The 16,407-nt window shown below is 56.3% G+C and carries 13 protein-coding genes and 1 riboswitch; of the genes, 4 read left to right on the top strand and 9 right to left on the bottom strand.

The features are described 5' to 3' along the window. Positions 1–103 precede the first annotated feature (103 nt). Positions 104–2,464 carry a DNA polymerase II gene (gene polB / locus J2X14_RS08355; protein ID WP_352410762.1) on the bottom strand — a complete coding sequence of 787 codons (2,361 nt, stop codon included), beginning with the start codon at positions 2,462–2,464 and terminating at the stop codon, positions 104–106. A gap of 200 nt (positions 2,465–2,664) precedes the next feature. Between polB and J2X14_RS08350 the strand changes: the two genes are divergently transcribed. From J2X14_RS08350 to J2X14_RS08340, 3 genes are all read left to right on the top strand, one after another. Continuing rightward, positions 2,665–3,507 carry a DUF3289 family protein gene (locus J2X14_RS08350; RefSeq protein WP_352410761.1) on the top strand — a complete coding sequence of 281 codons (843 nt, stop codon included), beginning with the start codon at positions 2,665–2,667 and terminating at the stop codon, positions 3,505–3,507. After that, complete coding sequence (locus tag J2X14_RS08345; RefSeq protein ID WP_352410760.1) at positions 3,504–3,968, top strand: DUF943 family protein; 465 nt, start codon at positions 3,504–3,506, stop codon at positions 3,966–3,968. Before J2X14_RS08350 ends, J2X14_RS08345 begins: the two co-directional genes overlap by 4 nt. Before the next feature lie 192 nt (positions 3,969–4,160). Beyond that, positions 4,161–4,925, top strand: coding sequence for a DedA family protein (locus J2X14_RS08340; protein WP_352410759.1), 765 nt, complete (start codon positions 4,161–4,163; stop codon positions 4,923–4,925). A 76-nt stretch (positions 4,926–5,001) separates the two neighbouring features. On the opposite strand, the gene thiQ is transcribed toward J2X14_RS08340, so the two are convergent. The 4 genes from thiQ to sgrR form a co-directional block, all read right to left on the bottom strand. Further along, the gene (thiQ, locus tag J2X14_RS08335; protein WP_352410758.1) at positions 5,002–5,709 is read right to left on the bottom strand and encodes a thiamine ABC transporter ATP-binding protein ThiQ; all 708 of its coding nucleotides are present in this window, start codon (positions 5,707–5,709) and stop codon (positions 5,002–5,004) included. Next, a complete protein-coding gene (thiP, locus tag J2X14_RS08330; RefSeq protein WP_352410757.1) occupies positions 5,693–7,303 on the bottom strand; it encodes a thiamine/thiamine pyrophosphate ABC transporter permease ThiP in 1,611 nt (536 codons plus the stop codon). Before thiP ends, thiQ begins: the two co-directional genes overlap by 17 nt. Next, positions 7,279–8,265 (bottom strand): thiamine ABC transporter substrate binding subunit, encoded by a 987-nt coding sequence (gene thiB / locus J2X14_RS08325; protein WP_352410756.1) that lies wholly within the window; start codon positions 8,263–8,265, stop codon positions 7,279–7,281. Before thiB ends, thiP begins: the two co-directional genes overlap by 25 nt. Positions 8,266–8,311: 46 nt before the next feature. Then, positions 8,312–8,416, bottom strand: a riboswitch (TPP riboswitch). A gap of 37 nt (positions 8,417–8,453) precedes the next feature. After that, on the bottom strand, positions 8,454–10,115 hold the full coding sequence (gene sgrR / locus J2X14_RS08320; protein ID WP_352410755.1) for an HTH-type transcriptional regulator SgrR: 1,662 nt from the start codon (positions 10,113–10,115) through the stop codon (positions 8,454–8,456). A gap of 331 nt (positions 10,116–10,446) precedes the next feature. Between sgrR and J2X14_RS08315 the strand changes: the two genes are divergently transcribed. Continuing rightward, a complete protein-coding gene (locus J2X14_RS08315) occupies positions 10,447–11,625 on the top strand; it encodes a sugar efflux transporter (protein ID WP_352410754.1) in 1,179 nt (392 codons plus the stop codon). A 51-nt stretch (positions 11,626–11,676) separates the two neighbouring features. Here J2X14_RS08315 and leuD read toward each other — a convergent pair whose 3' ends face one another. Genes leuD through leuA form a run of 4 tightly spaced genes read right to left on the bottom strand, consistent with a single transcriptional unit; the run spans position 11,677 to position 16,354 of the window. After that, the gene (gene leuD / locus J2X14_RS08310; protein WP_352410753.1) at positions 11,677–12,282 is read right to left on the bottom strand and encodes a 3-isopropylmalate dehydratase small subunit; all 606 of its coding nucleotides are present in this window, start codon (positions 12,280–12,282) and stop codon (positions 11,677–11,679) included. A 10-nt stretch (positions 12,283–12,292) separates the two neighbouring features. After that, positions 12,293–13,693, bottom strand: a complete 1,401-nt coding sequence (leuC, locus tag J2X14_RS08305; RefSeq protein WP_352410752.1) for a 3-isopropylmalate dehydratase large subunit — start codon at positions 13,691–13,693, stop codon at positions 12,293–12,295. Between the two features lie 4 nt (positions 13,694–13,697). Then, positions 13,698–14,789 (bottom strand): 3-isopropylmalate dehydrogenase, encoded by a 1,092-nt coding sequence (gene leuB / locus J2X14_RS08300; protein ID WP_352410751.1) that lies wholly within the window; start codon positions 14,787–14,789, stop codon positions 13,698–13,700. Between the two features lie 2 nt (positions 14,790–14,791). Beyond that, complete coding sequence (gene leuA, locus J2X14_RS08295) at positions 14,792–16,354, bottom strand: 2-isopropylmalate synthase (protein WP_352410750.1); 1,563 nt, start codon at positions 16,352–16,354, stop codon at positions 14,792–14,794. Between the last annotated feature and the right edge of the window lie 53 nt (positions 16,355–16,407).

Here is a 16,407-nt window from a genome sequence, read left to right as displayed (position 1 = left end):
CAATAGCGTTGCGGCCAGGCAAAAAGGTGTCTGGCAGGTGCTCAGGAGCGGTGAAGTTCAGGAAGGGCGCTATGGTACTGGAAGGCAATGGATTCGTCACCTGTCAAAAAAGCCCCAGCTGCCCGGTAATCAGTGTAGCAAAGTCAGCCTGGACAAAAGGTAATATCCCATCAGCGACCGGCTGAAGCTGCTTAATTAAGTAATGATCGTAGTCCAGCGGCGAGGTGCGCGCTTCCAGCGGCTCCGGGCCGGAAGTGGCGATGACATAGCGAATCGCGCCGCCTTTTTGATACTGCAACGGACGTCCCAGCTTTTTATTTTGCTCATCCGCCAGACGCGCGGCGCGCACGTGCGGCGGCACATTACGCTCATACTCATGCAGCGGACGCCGCAGGCGCTTTTTATACACCAGCTGCGCATCCAGCTCGCCGTCCAGCAGCTGCCGCACCGTGCTGCGAACATAATCCTGCCACGGCTGACCACGAAAAATGCGGCCATACAGCTCTTGCTGAAACTGCTGCGCCAGCGGCGTCCAGTCGGTGCGTACTGTTTCCAGGCCCTTAAACACCATGCGTTCGCGATCGCCTTCGCGAATCAAACCGGCGTAGCGTTTTTTGCTGCCTTGTTCCGCGCCGCGAATGGTGGGCATGAGAAAGCGCACAAAATGCGTTTCATATTCCAGCTCCAGCGCGCTTTCCAGCTGGTATTCCGTCTGTAGATGGCTGTGCCACCACTGATTGATATGGTTGACCAGCCGCCGTCCGATGGCGTCTGCGCTGGCGCTGTCATGGGATGACTTCAGCCAGACAAAGGTGGAATCGGTATCGCCATAGATAACGTCAAACCCTTCGGCTTCTATCAGCTGGCGCGTCTGCTGCATGATTTCATGGCCGCGCAGCGTAATCGACGAGGCGAGACGGGGATCGAAGAACCGGCAGGCGCTGGTGCCCAGCACGCCATAGAAGGCGTTCATAATGATTTTCAGCGCCTGCGATAAGGGCTGGTTGCCCTGGCGTTTCGCCTCTTCGCGTCCTTGCCATATCTGGTTAACCATCGCGGGCAAACAGTGATTATGACGCGAAAAGCGCGCGTGCCGAAAACCGGGCACCGAAGCCTCATCCTGTGGATGCGCCAGCCCTTCGATCAGCCCCACCGGGTCAATCAGAAAAGTGCGGATAATCGAGGGATAGAGGCTTTTATAATCCAGCACCAGCACCGAATCATACAGGCCGGGACGCGAATCCATCACATAGCCGCCGGGGCTGGCTTCCGGCGCTATTTCGCCGAGATTGGGCGCGACAAAGCCAGCGCGGTGCATACGGGGAAAATAGAGCTGACTGAAAGCGGCCACCGAGCCGCCGTGACGATCCGCCGGCAGGCCGTTGACGCTGGCGCGCTCCAGTAAAAAGGGCATCAGCTCGGTTTTCTGGAAGATGCGCGTCACCAGCTCGCAATCCTTCAGGTTATAGCGCGCCAGCGCGGGTTTATCGTTGGCGAAGCGCTGATTGATCTCTTCCATCCGCTGCCACGGATTATTAATCGCCTTGCCTTCGCCCAGCAGCTGCTGCGAAACCGATTCCAGACTAAACGAGTCGAAGTTCCAGAAAGCGGATTTCAACGCCTCGATGCCGTCGATAATCAGGCGGCCTGCCGCCTGCGCAAAATAGATGCCGGGCTTAAAGCCATGCTCGCGCCACTCCAGCGGCTGCTGATTGCGCCCCAGCCGTAGCGGAATGCCATAACGGTCGGCGTGTTTTTGCAACACGCGCAGATCGAACTGCACCACGTTCCAGCCGATTAAGACGTCAGGATCGTGCGCGGCAAACCAGGCGTTTAGCTTTTCCAGTAGCAGCGGGCGGCTGGCGACATAGTGCAACTCAAAATCGAGCTGGCTGGCATCGCCGTTTTCCGGCCCCAGCATCCAGACGATGCGCTGACCGCAGCCTTCCACGCCGATACAATAAAGCTCGCCATGCTGGGTGGTTTCAATATCAAGCGAAGCCCACTTCAGCGGCGGGCAATAGTCGGGATGCGGTTTAAGGCGGGCATTAATCAGATCGTTGCCTGCGGGTTCGCCGCTGAACCAGACCGGCGCGGTGATAAAGCGCTCCATCAGGAAGCGGTCGGGCGGACGCACATCCGCCTCATACAGCGGAATTTGGTTATCGCGCAGCAGCCTTTCCAGCCGCTGGAGCTGGCGATACTGAGAACAATAGAGGCCCAGCACCGGACGCTGACGAAAATCTTTCAGCGCAAGCGGCGTTAACCGCCAGTGACGTTCATCAGTCAGCAGCCGCTGCGCCTGCTGCTGGTATTCGGCGGGCAAAAAGGCAACAGATTCCTGGGGCGGCAGCACCAGACGCTGCGGACCCTGATCCGTTGCCAGCCATAGCACGATTTCGGTGCCGTTGGGCGTATCGCGCCAGTGGCGCGTTAGCAAAAAGCCAGCGCGAATAGTGCTCACCAGAACCCCTCTTTTCTGAAACGAGGCGCATTATATCATGGTTATTTATCCAGTGCCTGAGGCGTATTAAGCCACTGAAGGAAAGCTTATTTCAGGACAGGTCTTGCATCCTGTTTCTGTTTTCAGCGGTATCAGTGAGTCATTAACCATACCGCACCCGATGCGGCGGTATAAAAGCAACATTGCAAGGAGTGCGATGAATGACGGCTTTAACCTTTCCCTGTACTATTTTCTCTACCCAACGAAAAATGAATGACAGAGCGGCGGCGGATATGCGATATGGCGACCTGACGGCTGACCAGTTGCAAAAGCGCTACTTCCTTACCGATGTATCAGAGAAAGTTAACCCTTACACCGGCGTACGGCTTTCGCCGTTTAATTTGCCGCAGTCGCGCTTTTACACACCCCATTCCATTAGAAATGCGGGGGCCTGTTCATATCAAGCCTGCGCGCAGCTGTTGTTTGATGAAATGCGCAGCCTGAGCTGGCCTTTTTCTATTTATAGTCCTTATCGTCAGCTGATTAATAAGATGATTGATCATATGCAGTATGCTAACGGCGCGCCTTTTAGTGATGCAGCGCTGGATATGGCGCTAAGAAATCAGCTACTGGAGGATAATTCGGGTAAATCTTCTCTTGATGTAATCGAAACCGTTGTTAATAGTAATATAAATTATAAACAGAAAGAATTTCCTAAACCAAAGTTTCAAAGTTTTGATACTGCTATTCAAACAACCATACTTCCAAAATTTGCCAGGAAAGAGGATAGCATTAATGGGCTGGGAATAACCGTGCATGATATCTACTCTATAGAGATTAAAATGTTATCATTGCAGGTGCATAACCATTCATGGGAAGCTAAAGTTCAATATGTGGCTCAGGATCATTTCGGACTCGATGATAACGATATTATGAAAGATAAGTTTCGGCAATTTAAGTTTTTTAAAATATGGTTTGTTCTTCAACGTTATGAAAAATATGGATATAAGCCTTTTTTCACGAACATGAATGCAGTGATCAACCTGAGTGGTGGAAAGAAATGAACTGCCGAAAAAAATGCTTTTTTATATTTTCATTCTCGATTTTTATTGCCGCTATTGTTGTTGCGTTATTTTTCTCATGGCAGCCAGTTAAAATTATTGCTATTCATCAATACCATAACAGAAGCGATATTTTAGTTGATCGTTATCCATGGAGTGACAAAGGAAAAATAGAATGGTGGCGAAGTAATAGGTTTTTTTTACAGGAAAAATATGGTATCCCTAAACCTGATGATACCGGTGACTATAGTATCGCTATCTGGCGCTTCGGTGACGGTTACAAAGCGTTAGAGAAATATGATCGCCTTTGCTTTGATGATATGCCCCCGCCGAATAACTGTATCGAAAAAGACCGGTTAATGTACATCACCCTGACGCGCGATGGAGAAGTCAGCTACTGGCTCAATAATACCCGCTATATACAAAAAGCGCATGGCGAATTGGTTGAGGTGGGCTTTAACTAATCCGGCAAGGCGGAGCCGCCAGCCTGTTATTATTTCGACCAGCGCGCGTTTCTGTAGCAGAATAGCGTGCTACGCCTCTTTGACAGCGGTAAAGTCGTTGTCAATTCATGTCAATATCCCCATACAAATCATTGCTTGACGCTCTGACATCCGCTCAGGACAATCCAGCCGAAGATTATTCTGAGGATACTTATGGAAGCCTGGCTGGAACACCTGATTACCCAATCGCTGGAGTGGGCGCTGTTTGCCGTGGCGCTGGTGACCTTTCTGGAGTCGCTGGCGCTGGTCGGGCTGCTGTTGCCCGGTACGGTGATGATGGCCAGTCTGGGCGCGCTGGTCGGCGGCGGTCAGCTGGGGCTCTATCCCGCCTGGGCGGCGGGGCTGGTCGGTTGCCTGCTGGGCGACTGGATCTCCTATGGCATCGGCTGGAAATTTCAGGGGCCGTTGCATCGCTGGCACTATCTGAAGAAGCATCAAAAGATGCTGGATAAAACCGAGCATGCCCTGCATCAGCACAGCATGATCACCATTCTGGTCGGGCGTTTTGTCGGGCCAACGCGGCCGCTTATTCCGATGGCGGCGGGCATGCTGGAACTGCCGGTGCGTAAGTTTCTGCCGCCGAGCCTGATCGGCTGTCTCTTCTGGCCGCCGCTCTATCTGCTGCCGGGTATCCTGGCTGGAGTAGCGATCGATGTGCCGAAAGACGCGCAAAGCGGCGGCTTTACCTGGCTATTGCTGGCGGTCGCATTGCTGGTATGGCTTGGCGCATGGCTATGCTGGCGCTGGTGGCGTGCCGATAAGCAGCGTGACTGGGCGACGCGCTGGCTCCCGGTGCAGCGGCTGCGCTGGCTGGCGCCGCTGGGCTTTATGCTTGGCGCGGGCAGCCTGATCGCTATCCAGTTTCATCCCATGATGCCGATTTTCCGCCAGCTGTTATGGAAGGTGTTCGTGGGTTAAGGTTCCCCGCGAACGCGGGAATCGGCCTGAACGGGAGACGGCAGCGTTTTTGACCTGCCGTCCCGGTTAATCAGGCTTATCTATTCTTAACGCTGATGCCCAACACTTCCGCCGCCTCGGTTTCGCCGCGCAGCAGCATGTTGGTTGCGCCGTCCCAGTAAATCCGTCCGTCCACCACCAGCACGCTGCGTGCGGCAATTTGTGCGGCGTCTTCCAGGCTGTGCGACACCATCAGCAAAGTAAGCTGACGTTCGCGACACACTTCATCCACCAGCGCCAGCATCTCTTGACGCAGCGCCGGATCGAGTGCGGAAAAGGGCTCATCCAGCAGCAGCAGCGGTTTTTCCCGCACCAGGCAGCGTGCCAGCGCTGCCCGCTGGCGCTGTCCGCCGGAAAGCGCGCCCGGTAAACGATCGAGACAGGCTTCCAGCCCGACCCGCTCGGCAATCGCCTTAACCTGCTGCTGCTGTGTCGCATTCAGTTTTAAGCCGGGATGCAGCCCCAGCCCAATGTTTTGCGCCACGGTCAGGTGCGCAAAAAGATTATTGTCCTGAAACAGCATCGAAACAGGACGCTGGGCGGGCGCGCTGTGGGTGTGATCCGTGCTGTTCAGCGTAATGCTGCCGCTGTGCGGCGTCAGAAAACCGGCCACCAGGGCAAGCAGGGTGCTTTTGCCCGCGCCGCTTGGTCCCAGCACCGCGACGCGTTCGCCCGGCTGCAGCGACAGCGTGAAACGCATCGGCAAATGGTGATACATCCAGGTGAGATTAGTCAGCGTTAGCATGGCGCCCCGGTAGCTTTTCAATAAGGGTGAACAGAACAAAGCAGAGCAGCAGCAGCAGCAGCGCCGTTACCGCGCCGTCGGCGCTGCGATAGGCGCCAATCTGCTGATAAAGATAGAAGGGCAGCGTGCGGAAATCGGCGTTGCCAAACAGCGCCACCACGCCAAAGTCACCGATGGAGAGCACGCAGGCAAAAGCCAGCGCCTGAGCCAGCGGCCGCTTCAGCGCCTTTAGCTCAACGATTCGCACGCGCTGCCAGCCATGAATATCCAGCGACAAACAGAGGCGTTGATAGCGTGCGGCAACGTCATACATAGGGTTTTCCAGCACCTTCATCGCGTAGGGGATCGCCATCAGCGCGTTGGTGAAAATCACGATGCCGTCAGCCTGCTGCGGCAGCCCGATCGAGTTGTTAAGCAGTAAAAAGAAGCCGGTCGCCAGCACAATGCCCGGCATGGCGAGGATCAGCATTCCGCTCATTTCCAGCGTTTGTCCGGCCAGCAGACGCTGACGCTGACGTAGCTCGCGGCTGCTCCACAGCAGCAGCATGGTCAACAGCACGGTCAGCAGACCCGCGGCCAGCGCGATGCGCAGCGAGGTCCAGGTTGCCTGCCAGAGCGCAGGCTGATGCAACAGGCCGCTTATGCCCTGATGCACGCCATCAACCATCACCGCCAGCAGCGGCGGCAGTAAAAGCAGCAGCGCCAGCACAATGCATAGCGTATCGCGCAGCCGCGCGCCTGCGTGGCGATTGGCCGCGCGCCAGCCGTTCAGCGAGACATTGCCGGTGGGCAGCGCTTTGCTCAAACGCTGGCTCAGCATCACTAAACCCAGGCAGCAGACCATTTGCAGCAGCGCGAGCAGCGCGGCGCGGGCGGGATCATAGTCGTAGCTGAGCGCCTGGAAAATCGCCAGTTCGATAGTGGTGGCCTGGGGGCCGCCGCCCAGCGACAGCACAGTGGCAAAGCTGGCGAAGCAGAGCATAAAGATCAGCGCCGCCGCCGGTAAAATCTGGCGGCGCAGCCAGGGCCACTCTACCAGCCGGAAAAAGTGCAAGCCTTCAATACCGAGCTGGGCCGCCAGCTGGCGCTGCTCGCCGGGAATATTTTCCAGCGCCTGCAACAGCAACCGCGTCGCCAGCGGCAGGTTGAAAAACACATGCGCCAGCAAAATGCCCTGTAGCCCATAGGGGGAAAAGTCATACTGAATGCCGATCAACGCGCAGAGCTGCGCCAGCCAGCCTTCACGGCCATATACGCTCAGCAGGCCGAACACCGCCACCAGCACCGGCAGCACCAGCGTCATTGCGCACAGGCGCAGCAGCAGCTGGCGGCCGGGAAAGCGCCGTCGCCAGAGCGCACGGGCCAGCGGAATCGCCGGTAATACCGACAACAGGGCGGAGAGCAGCGCCTGCAAAAATGAAAACGCCACAACATGATGCAAATAGCTATCCTGCAGCAGGCTGCGCCAGTCGCTTTCCGGCGCGCTAAACCACAGCGCGCCAAAGGCCAGCAGCGCCACGCCGACCAGCAGCATGGCGGTCAGCAGGCCAGGCCACAGCCAGCCGGGAATCAGCGGCTGACGGCGCGTTGCCATGAATTAATCCATTCAGCGCGCTGCTGCGCAACCTGTTGCGGGGTAAATTCCAGGGCGGTTTTCGGCACCGTTAAAGTTTTGAAACCCTCTGGCAGAGCGGTGTGGGTGACCGGATACATCCAGTTGCCGGTGGGGATGGTCTGCTGGAACGGCTCACTGACGATAAATTGCATAAACTGCTGCGCCAGCTGTGGCTGACGGCTATTTTTCAGCTGGGCTGCCACTTCAACCTGTAAATAATGCCCTTCGGCAAAATTCGCCGCCGCATAGCGATCTTTCTTCTCCGCAATCAAATGATAAGCCGGGGAGGTGGTGTAGCTCAGTACCAGATCGCCTTCGCCCTTCAGAAACAGGCCGTAGGCTTCGCTCCAGCCTTTGGTTACGGTAACGGTTTTTTGCGCCAGCTTCTGCCAAGCCTGCGGCGCGTCGTCGCCGAACACTTTTTGCATCCACAGCAGCAGGCCGAGGCCCGGCGTGCTGGTACGCGGATCCTGATAAATAACGCGCCATTTTTGATCGCTTTCAACCAGCTCTTTCAGGCTTTGCGGCGGGTTTTTCAGCTTGCTTTTATCGTAAACGAAGGCGAAATAGCCGTAGTCATAGGGAATGAAGGTACTGTTGTGCCAGCCGCCCGGCAGCGTCAGGCTGGCGGTATCCACCTTGCCGGACGCGAACAGGCCGGTCTGTTCTGCCGCCTGGATCAGGTTGTTATCCAGCCCCAGCACCACGTCAGCTTTGCTGTTTTTGCCTTCCATGCGCAGACGATTCAGCAACGATACGCCATCTTCCAGCGCGACGAACTTCAGTTCGCAGCCGCATTGCGCTTCAAACGCTTTCTTTACCGCCGGGCCGGGGCCCCATTCAGCCGCGAAAGAGTCATAGGTATAAACGGTTAAGGCAGGTTTGGCAGCAAAAGCCGGGGCAGACAGCAACAGCAGAACGGGCAAAACTTTTTTCAACACGTTGCGCTCCTTGAGGAGGAAAAGTAACAGGGCGCATGATCTGAGGGGAGTACCGCATCTCAAATCCCTACGCCGGTATCAACCGGATCAGGTTCGACGGGTTTCTCTCAGTGAAAAACCGGATGGTTTTGCCACACCCCGTTGAGAACGGCTGTTAGTGTAGTGTTTTCGTTGGGTTAACGAAAGCGTCAGGTTTCCGGCGGGGCGAACCAGGCGGATTTAAAATCAAACCAGCCCAGCGTATTCATGCGCACGCCGCGCATGCTGCGCTGTCCTTCCAGCAGCAGCCAATGATGAAACAGCGGATGCAGATAGTGGTTATCCATTAGTTTTTTACACCACTCCGCTAAGGGCAACGCCTGCTGACGCCAGCGCCCGGCATCGCTCTCCCAGTCAATGTCGATGCAGTGATGCAACAGCGGCAGCTCATACAGCAGCGCGAACACGGAAAACTCAAGCGGCAGGGTGAAATTCACGCTGCCCAACCAAAGATCGCTTTTCGCCGCGCCGTGATACCAGCTGTCATAATCCACTTCCTGGGTAATCAGGCGTACGCCCTGCGCCGCCAGCAGCGGCTCCAGCAGCTGAGCGATGCCCCGATGTTCAATATGATCGCTGTACCAGGTCAGCGTCAGCTCGCTAAGCCCTTGTGGTTTGATGGTGAGGGGGTGTTCCGGCCGATGTTGCCAGTGTGGCAGCAACCCCCAGGCAGGAAACCAGTAGCGTTGATAACCGGCGCTGGCGTTACTCAGCAACGTTATCGGATTAAGTAAGGTATTGACCCAGCGGCGTATGTGACCATCGCGCCCTTTTTCCGAACGCTGATCAAATAGCAGAAAGTAGCAGCCTTCTTCCAGTCGACTCTCTTGCGACTTCTCCTCTTCGCTGCCGCCCTGTAACTTCACACCGGCGTAAACCAGCTCTTCGCTGATTTCAGGCAACACCCAGATATTCACCTCGTCAATGAGCGCGCGATAGCCGAAATAGTCATCAAACGCCTGAATCTTCAGCTGCGACCGCTGGTTTTTGATCACCGCATAGGGGCCGGTGCCGATCGGCTGGCGGCTGTAGTCCGGCAACTGCCGCCATTCCTGCGGCAGGATCATGGCGCTGGCGCTGCCCAGCAGCCACGGCAGCCAGCGATCGGGCTGGCTAAGGTGAATATCCAGCGTCCAGGCGGTTGGCGACTCAATCAACGTCAGATGTGAGAAGAGCGGCTGCGCGGTTAAACGCTGCAGGCTATGGATCACATCCGTCATATCCAGCTCGCGGCCATGATGGAACTGAATCGCCGGACGCAGGTAAAAGCGCCAGTGCTGCGGCGCAAGGCATTGCCAGTGGTGAGCGATATCGGGCTCCAGTTCCCCGTTTTCCTCATTTATGCGTACCAGGCTGCTAAAAATCTGCCGCGCCAGATGAGTTTCCGAACGGCGCAGCGGCGAGCCGGGCAGCAGGTTAAGCAGCGGACGATAATAGAGAATGCGCAGGATATGTTTGCCCTGACGAAAGCTGCGCCCCAGCCGCGAGGTGATCATCTGGCGCGCCTGGTTTTTATCACCCACCAGCTGCACCAGCTGTTCAATACTATCCTGTTCCAGCAGCTCTTCGGCTCGCTGCTGCTGTAGCGCCAGTCCGGTGGCATAAAAGCGTAGCTGAGAGCGTTTACCGCGCCCTGGCTCCGCCTGCCACTCCAGCCAGCCCTCTGCCTGCATCGCATTTAACAGATTACGCATATGACGACGCGAGCAGTGCATCTGTTGTGCCAGCTGTTGCAGCGTGGTTTCCTGCGGCTGACCGTTACAGCTTTGCCACAGGCGAATAAAGTGGTGTTGCAGGCGCGATGAAGGCATAAAAGGGGAAGCTCGTTACAGGATTGGGTAGTTTTTCTGTTCCCTTATTATGGCGATAATTAGCGCAGATAAAAGTGCGGGAGGCAGCCTTTCGGGCTGGCGCATTTTTATCCTGGCAGGACGTGCTTGATATTGTGGCACCGCCGTCCCGCTATTTCATCTGAGTAGAGTGCAATTACACCGCCAGCAGGCATTGACGCTGCTGGCTTTTTTCGTTTTCCTGTGCTTTCTTCTACAACGATCACCGTCGGCCATAGATCCGTTACGTCTGCCTGCGGCGTCTCTTTTGCGGGTAATTGCCGTTCTCTTTTTTCCAGGTACAGGAAACGTTATGAAATTTCTGCTGACGCGCCGCCGCCGTCTCAATCCGGTTTATCTCGCTTTTATGGCCGTCTCTTTTATGGTGGGCATTGCGGGCGCTTTGCAGGCGCCGACGCTGAGCCTGTTCCTGTCGCATGAAGTTGGCGTGCGGCCTTTCTGGGTGGGGCTGTTTTATACCGTTAACGCCGTAGCCGGGATTGTGGTCAGTCTGCTGCTGGCGAAGCGTTCGGATAACCGGGGCGACCGCCGTAAGCTGATTCTGTTTTGTTGCGCGATGGCGTTGCTTAATGCGCTGCTGTTCGCTTTTAACCGCCATTACCTGACGCTGATAACGCTTGGCGTGTTGCTCTCTTCGCTGGCCAGCGTCTCCATGCCGCAGATCTTTGCGCTGGCGCGTGAGTATGCCGACCGCTCGGCGCGTGAAGTGGTGATGTTCAGCTCGGTGATGCGTGCGCAGCTATCGCTGGCGTGGGTCATTGGGCCGCCGCTCTCTTTTGCGCTGGCGTTGAACTATGGCTTCACCACCATGTTTGTAGTGGCGGCGATCCTGTTTCTGATTTGTCTGGCGCTGGTGGCGTTTGCGCTGCCTTCGGTGCCGCGCGTCGAACAATCGCCGGAAGTGCTGCTGACGCAAATCAGCGCCTGGCGTAATAAAGATGTGCGTTTGCTGTTTGTGGCATCGATGATGATGTGGACCTGCAACACCATGTATATCATTGATATGCCGCTTTATATCAGCACCGTGCTGGGGTTGCCCGAACGGCTGGCGGGGCTGCTGATGGGCACTGCCGCCGGGCTGGAGATCCCGATTATGCTGTTAGCCGGACATTACGTAAAACGCACCGGCAAGCGGCGCATTATGCTGATCGCCGTCGCCTCCGGCGTGCTGTTTTATCTGGGGCTGGTGCTGTTCCAGTCGCGCACCGCGCTGATGGCGCTGCAAATTTTTAACGCGCTGTTTATCGGTATCATCGCCGGCATCGGCATGCTCTGGTTTCAGGATTTAATGCCGGGGCGGCCTGGCGCGGCGACCACCTTATTCACCAACAGCATTTCAACCGGCACCATTTTGGCCGGGCTGTTACAGGGAACGCTGGCGGAGTCGTTTGGCCACTATACGGTTTACTGGCTGGCGTTGGGGCTGGCGATGGTGTCGTTTGCGCTGGCGACGCGGGTGCGCGATATCTAAAGCGGCAAGCAGCGGCCTTCCGGGCAACGGCACCGGAAGGCCTGTAAGTGATTACTGCAGGAAGGCGGGCTGTTTCTGCTCGTAATCGGCGATAGCGGCATCGTGTTGCAGCGTCAGGCCAATGCTGTCGAGGCCGTTAATCATGCAGTGACGACGAAAGCTGTCGATTTCAAAGGCGTAAGTTTTATCACCGGCGTTCACGGTCTGGCTGGTTAAATCAACGGTAAACTGAATGCCAGGCTGCGCCGCCACCAGACCAAACAGCTCATCCACTTCCTCTTCGCTTAAACGCACCGGCAGCAGCTGGTTATTAAAGCTGTTGCCATAAAAAATATCGGCGAAGCTGGGGGCAATCACCACCTGAAACCCAAAGTCGGTTAATGCCCAGGGCGCATGTTCGCGCGACGAGCCGCAGCCGAAGTTTTCCCGCGCCAGTAAGATGCTGGCACCGTGGAACTGCGGCCTGTTCAGCACAAAGTTCGGGTTTGGCTGCGTGCCCGCGTCATCTTCAAAACGCCAGTCGTGAAACAGGTGCTGACCAAAGCCGGTACGCGTTACCTTTTGCAGAAACTGCTTGGGAATAATCGCATCGGTATCCACGTTCGCCGCATCCAGCGGGGCGACAATGCCGGTATGTTGAGTAAATTTTTTCGCCACGATCGATTCCTCAGTTCAGTTCACGGATATCAGCAAAGCGGCCAGCAATGGCAGCGGCGGCGGCCATCGCCGGGCTAACCAGATGCGTGCGGCCGCCACGGCCCTGACGGCCTTCAAAGTTACGGTTGCTGGTGGAGGCGCAGCGCTCGCCGGGATTCAGGCGATCGTTGTTCATCGCCAGGCACATGGAGCAGCCCGGCAAACGCCACTCAAAGCCCGCCTCCAGGAAGATTTTATCCAAACCTTCCGCTTCCGCCTGCGCTTTGACCGGCCCTGAGCCTGGCACCACCATCGCTACCACGCCCGGCGCAACCTTGCGTCCTTTGGCGATCTCGGCTGCGGCCCGCAAATCTTCAATACGTGAGTTAGTGCAGGAGCCGATAAAAACTTTATCGATATTTACCTCGGTCAATTTAATGCCCGGCTGCAGGTTCATATAGGCCAGCGCTTTTTCCGCTGAGGCGCGCTCTACCGGATCGGCGAAGGAGGCGGGATCGGGGATCTGCTGATTCACCGCGATCACCTGGCCGGGGTTGGTGCCCCAGGTTACCTGCGGCGCGATGTCAGCGGCATCCAGCGTTACCACGGCATCGAAATGCGCATCGCTGTCCGATTTCAGGCTGCGCCAGTAGTCAACGGCCTGCGCCCAGCGCTCGCCCTGCGGCGCAAACTGACGGCCCTGCAAGTAGTTAAACGTCGTATCGTCAGGCGCGACCAGACCCGCTTTCGCGCCCATCTCAATGGCCATATTACATAACGTCATGCGGCCTTCCATGCTCAGCGCGCTAATCGCCGGGCCGCAGAATTCCACTACGTAGCCGGTGCCGCCAGCGCTGCCGGTTTTACCGATAATCGCCAGCACGATATCTTTCGCCGTGATGCCTGGCGCAGCCTGACCGGTCACTTCAATCTTCATGGTTTTGGCGCGGCCCTGCTTCAGCGTCTGCGTCGCCAACACATGCTCTACTTCCGAGGTGCCGATACCAAACGCCAGCGAACCGAATGCGCCGTGGGTGGCCGTATGGGAATCGCCGCAGACGATGGTCATGCCCGGCAGCGTCATGCCCTGTTCCGGGCCGATAACATGCACGATGCCCTGGAAAGGGTGGTTCAGGTCATACAGCTGGACGCCGAACTCGGCGCAGTTTTTCATCAGCTCCTGCATCTGGATGCGCGCCATCTCGCCGGAGGCGTTGATATCTTTGGTCTGCGTCGAGACGTTATGATCCATGGTGGCGAAGGTTTTCGACGGCTGGCGTACTTTGCGGCCGTGGGCGCGCAGGCCGTCAAAGGCTTGCGGTGACGTCACTTCATGAACCAGGTGACGATCGATATACAGCAGTGGCGTCTCGTTGGGCGCTTCATACACGACATGGGCATCAAACAGCTTCTGGTATAAGGTTTTGCTCATTTTTTTAGACTTCCTCGGCGATAAAGCGGGCAATCATTGCGCCCATTTCGTCGGTACTGACAGACGGGCCGTCACCGGCCAAATCACTGGTGCGATAACCCTCTTCCAGCGCGCGGTTAATGGCGCTTTCAATCGCGTTAGCGGCATCATCCGCATCCAGGCTATAGCGCAGCAGCAGCGCCAGCGACAGGATTTGCGCAATCGGGTTAGCGATATTTTTTCCGGCGATATCGGGCGCCGAGCCGCCAGCGGGTTCATACAGGCCAAAGCCCTGCTCGTTCAAACTGGCCGAAGGCAGCATCCCCATGGAGCCGGTGATCATTGCGCATTCGTCAGACAAAATATCGCCAAACAGATTGGAGCAGAGCAGCACGTCAAACTGCGCCGGATCTTTGATTAACTGCATGGTGGCGTTATCGATATACATATGGCTCAGCGCGACATCGGGATAATCTTTTGCCACTTCGCTGACGATTTCCCGCCACATCACTGAGGTTTGCAGCACGTTCGCTTTATCGATTGAGGTGACTTTGCTGCGGCGCTTGCGTGCTGATTCAAAGGCGATACGGGCGATGCGCTCGATTTCAAAGCGGTGATACACTTCGGTATCAAACGCTTTCTCATGCATACCGCTGCCTTCGCGGCCTTTCGGCTGGCCGAAATAGATGCCGCCGGTCAGCTCGCGTACGCAGAGGATATCGAAGCCGCGCGCGGCGATATCGCTGCGCAGCGGGCAGAACGCTTCCAGCCCTTTATATAAACTGGCGGGACGCAAATTGCTGAACAGTTTGAAATGCTTGCGCAGCGGCAGCAGGGCGCCGCGTTCCGGCTGCTGGGCAGGCGGCAGATGTTCCCACTTCGGCCCGCCGACCGATCCAAACAGAATGGCATCCGCCTGCTCGCAGCCAGCGACGGTTGCCGCAGGCAGCGGTTCGCCATGACGATCGATGGCGATGCCGCCGACGTCATATTCGCTGGTGGTAATGCGCATGGCGAAACGTTGACGAATCGCCTCCAGCACTTTAACCGCCTGCGCCATGACTTCAGGGCCAATGCCGTCGCCCGGTAAGATTGCGATATGATGAGTTTGCGTCATGGTTATACCGTTTCCTTCTGTTCAATCGATTTACGTTGCAGTTCCTGCTCAACCTGTTTGGCGCGCCAGATGTTATTTAACGCATTCACCATCGCCTTCACCGAAGATTCAACAATATCGGTCGCCAGACCGACGCCGTGGAATTTCCGACCGTTGTAATCGACCACGATATCGACCTGGCCCAGCGCGTTTTCGCCGTGGCCTTTCGCGGTGAGTTGGTATTTCACCAGTTCGATATCAAAGGTGGTGATACGGTTAATCGCCTGATAAACGGCATCTACCGGGCCGTTGCCGGTAGCGGCTTCTGACTGCAGCGCGTCGCCGCAGATCATATGCACCGACGCGGTGGCAGTAATGGCGGAACCGGACTGGACATTAAAATCTTTCAGCTGAAAATATTCCGGCTCTTCGTTTTGTTTATCAATAAAGGCCAACGCCTCCAGATCATAGTCAAAGACCTGGCCTTTTTTATCCGCCAGTTTCAGGAAAGCGTCATACAGCGAATCGAGGTTATAGTCGCTTTCCTGATAACCCATCTCTTCCATGCGATGTTTGACCGCCGCGCGGCCAGAGCGCGAAGTCAGGTTCAGCTGAATTTGATTCAGGCCGATCGACTCCGGCGTCATGATTTCGTAGTTTTCACGGTTTTTCAGCACGCCATCCTGATGAATTCCGGAAGAGTGAGCAAAGGCGTTGGAACCAATCACCGCTTTATTCGCCGGGATCGGCATATTGCAAATCTGGCTGACGGTCTGGCAGGTGCGCCAGATTTCCTGGTGATGAATATTGGTGTGAACATTCATCATGGCGGCACGGGTTTTGATGGTCATGATCACTTCTTCTAACGCGCAGTTACCGGCACGTTCACCCAGTCCGTTCAGCGTACCTTCTACCTGACGCGCGCCCGCCATCACTGCGGCAATCGAGTTGCCGACCGCCATGCCTAAATCATCATGGGTATGCACCGACAAAATCGCTTTATCGATATTCGGCACGCGCTCGCGCAGTGACGCGATAATGTGGGCATATTCGTGCGGCAGGGTATAGCCAACGGTATCAGGAATATTAATGGTGGTGGCGCCTGCGTTAATCGCCGCTTCCACGACGCGGCACAGGTCATCAATCGGCGTACGGCCACCGTCTTCACAGGAAAATTCAACGTCGCTGGTGTAATTACGGGCGCGCTTGATCATATGGACCGCACGCTCAATCACTTCCGGCAGGGTGCTGCGTAACTTGGTGGCGATATGCATCGGCGAGGTAGCGATGAAGGTATGAATACGGAACGCTTCCGCTACGCGCAGCGCTTCATATGCGGCATCGATATCTTTCTCCACGCAGCGCGCCAGGGCGCAGACGCGGCTGTTTTTAATGGTGCGGGCAATGGTCTGCACCGATTCAAAGTCACCAGGGGATGAAACCGGGAAGCCAACTTCCATAACGTCAACGCCCATACGTTCCAGCGCCAGGGCAATTTGCAGTTTTTCTTTAACGCTCAAACTGGCCTGCAATGCCTGCTCACCGTCACGCAGCGTGGTATCGAAAATAATGACTTCTTGGCTCATCGTATTTTTCCTTTCAGTTTGGCTTTTACCGGTTCGCCTGTGTCACGAGCATA

The organism is Mixta sp. BE291 (assembly GCF_031457955.1).
In the GTDB taxonomy this organism is placed as follows: domain Bacteria; phylum Pseudomonadota; class Gammaproteobacteria; order Enterobacterales; family Enterobacteriaceae; genus Mixta.
The sequence above is the reverse complement of the archived record's forward strand: the minus strand, read 5'-3'. Positions and strand labels throughout refer to the sequence as shown.

Excerpts from the sequence above, each read along its gene's own strand:
- leuB (WP_352410751.1), bottom strand. The coding sequence starts at position 14,789 with ATGACGCAAACTCATCATATCGCAATCTTACCGGGCGACGGCATTGGC.
- J2X14_RS08345 (WP_352410760.1), top strand. The coding sequence starts at position 3,504 with ATGAACTGCCGAAAAAAATGCTTTTTTATATTTTCATTCTCGATTTTT.
- thiQ (WP_352410758.1), bottom strand. The coding sequence starts at position 5,709 with ATGCTAACGCTGACTAATCTCACCTGGATGTATCACCATTTGCCGATG.
- thiP (WP_352410757.1), bottom strand. The coding sequence starts at position 7,303 with ATGGCAACGCGCCGTCAGCCGCTGATTCCCGGCTGGCTGTGGCCTGGC.
- leuC (WP_352410752.1), bottom strand. The coding sequence starts at position 13,693 with ATGAGCAAAACCTTATACCAGAAGCTGTTTGATGCCCATGTCGTGTAT.
- J2X14_RS08340 (WP_352410759.1), top strand. The coding sequence starts at position 4,161 with ATGGAAGCCTGGCTGGAACACCTGATTACCCAATCGCTGGAGTGGGCG.
- J2X14_RS08350 (WP_352410761.1), top strand. The coding sequence starts at position 2,665 with ATGACGGCTTTAACCTTTCCCTGTACTATTTTCTCTACCCAACGAAAA.
- J2X14_RS08315 (WP_352410754.1), top strand. The coding sequence starts at position 10,447 with ATGAAATTTCTGCTGACGCGCCGCCGCCGTCTCAATCCGGTTTATCTC.
- leuA (WP_352410750.1), bottom strand. The coding sequence starts at position 16,354 with ATGAGCCAAGAAGTCATTATTTTCGATACCACGCTGCGTGACGGTGAG.
- sgrR (WP_352410755.1), bottom strand. The coding sequence starts at position 10,115 with ATGCCTTCATCGCGCCTGCAACACCACTTTATTCGCCTGTGGCAAAGC.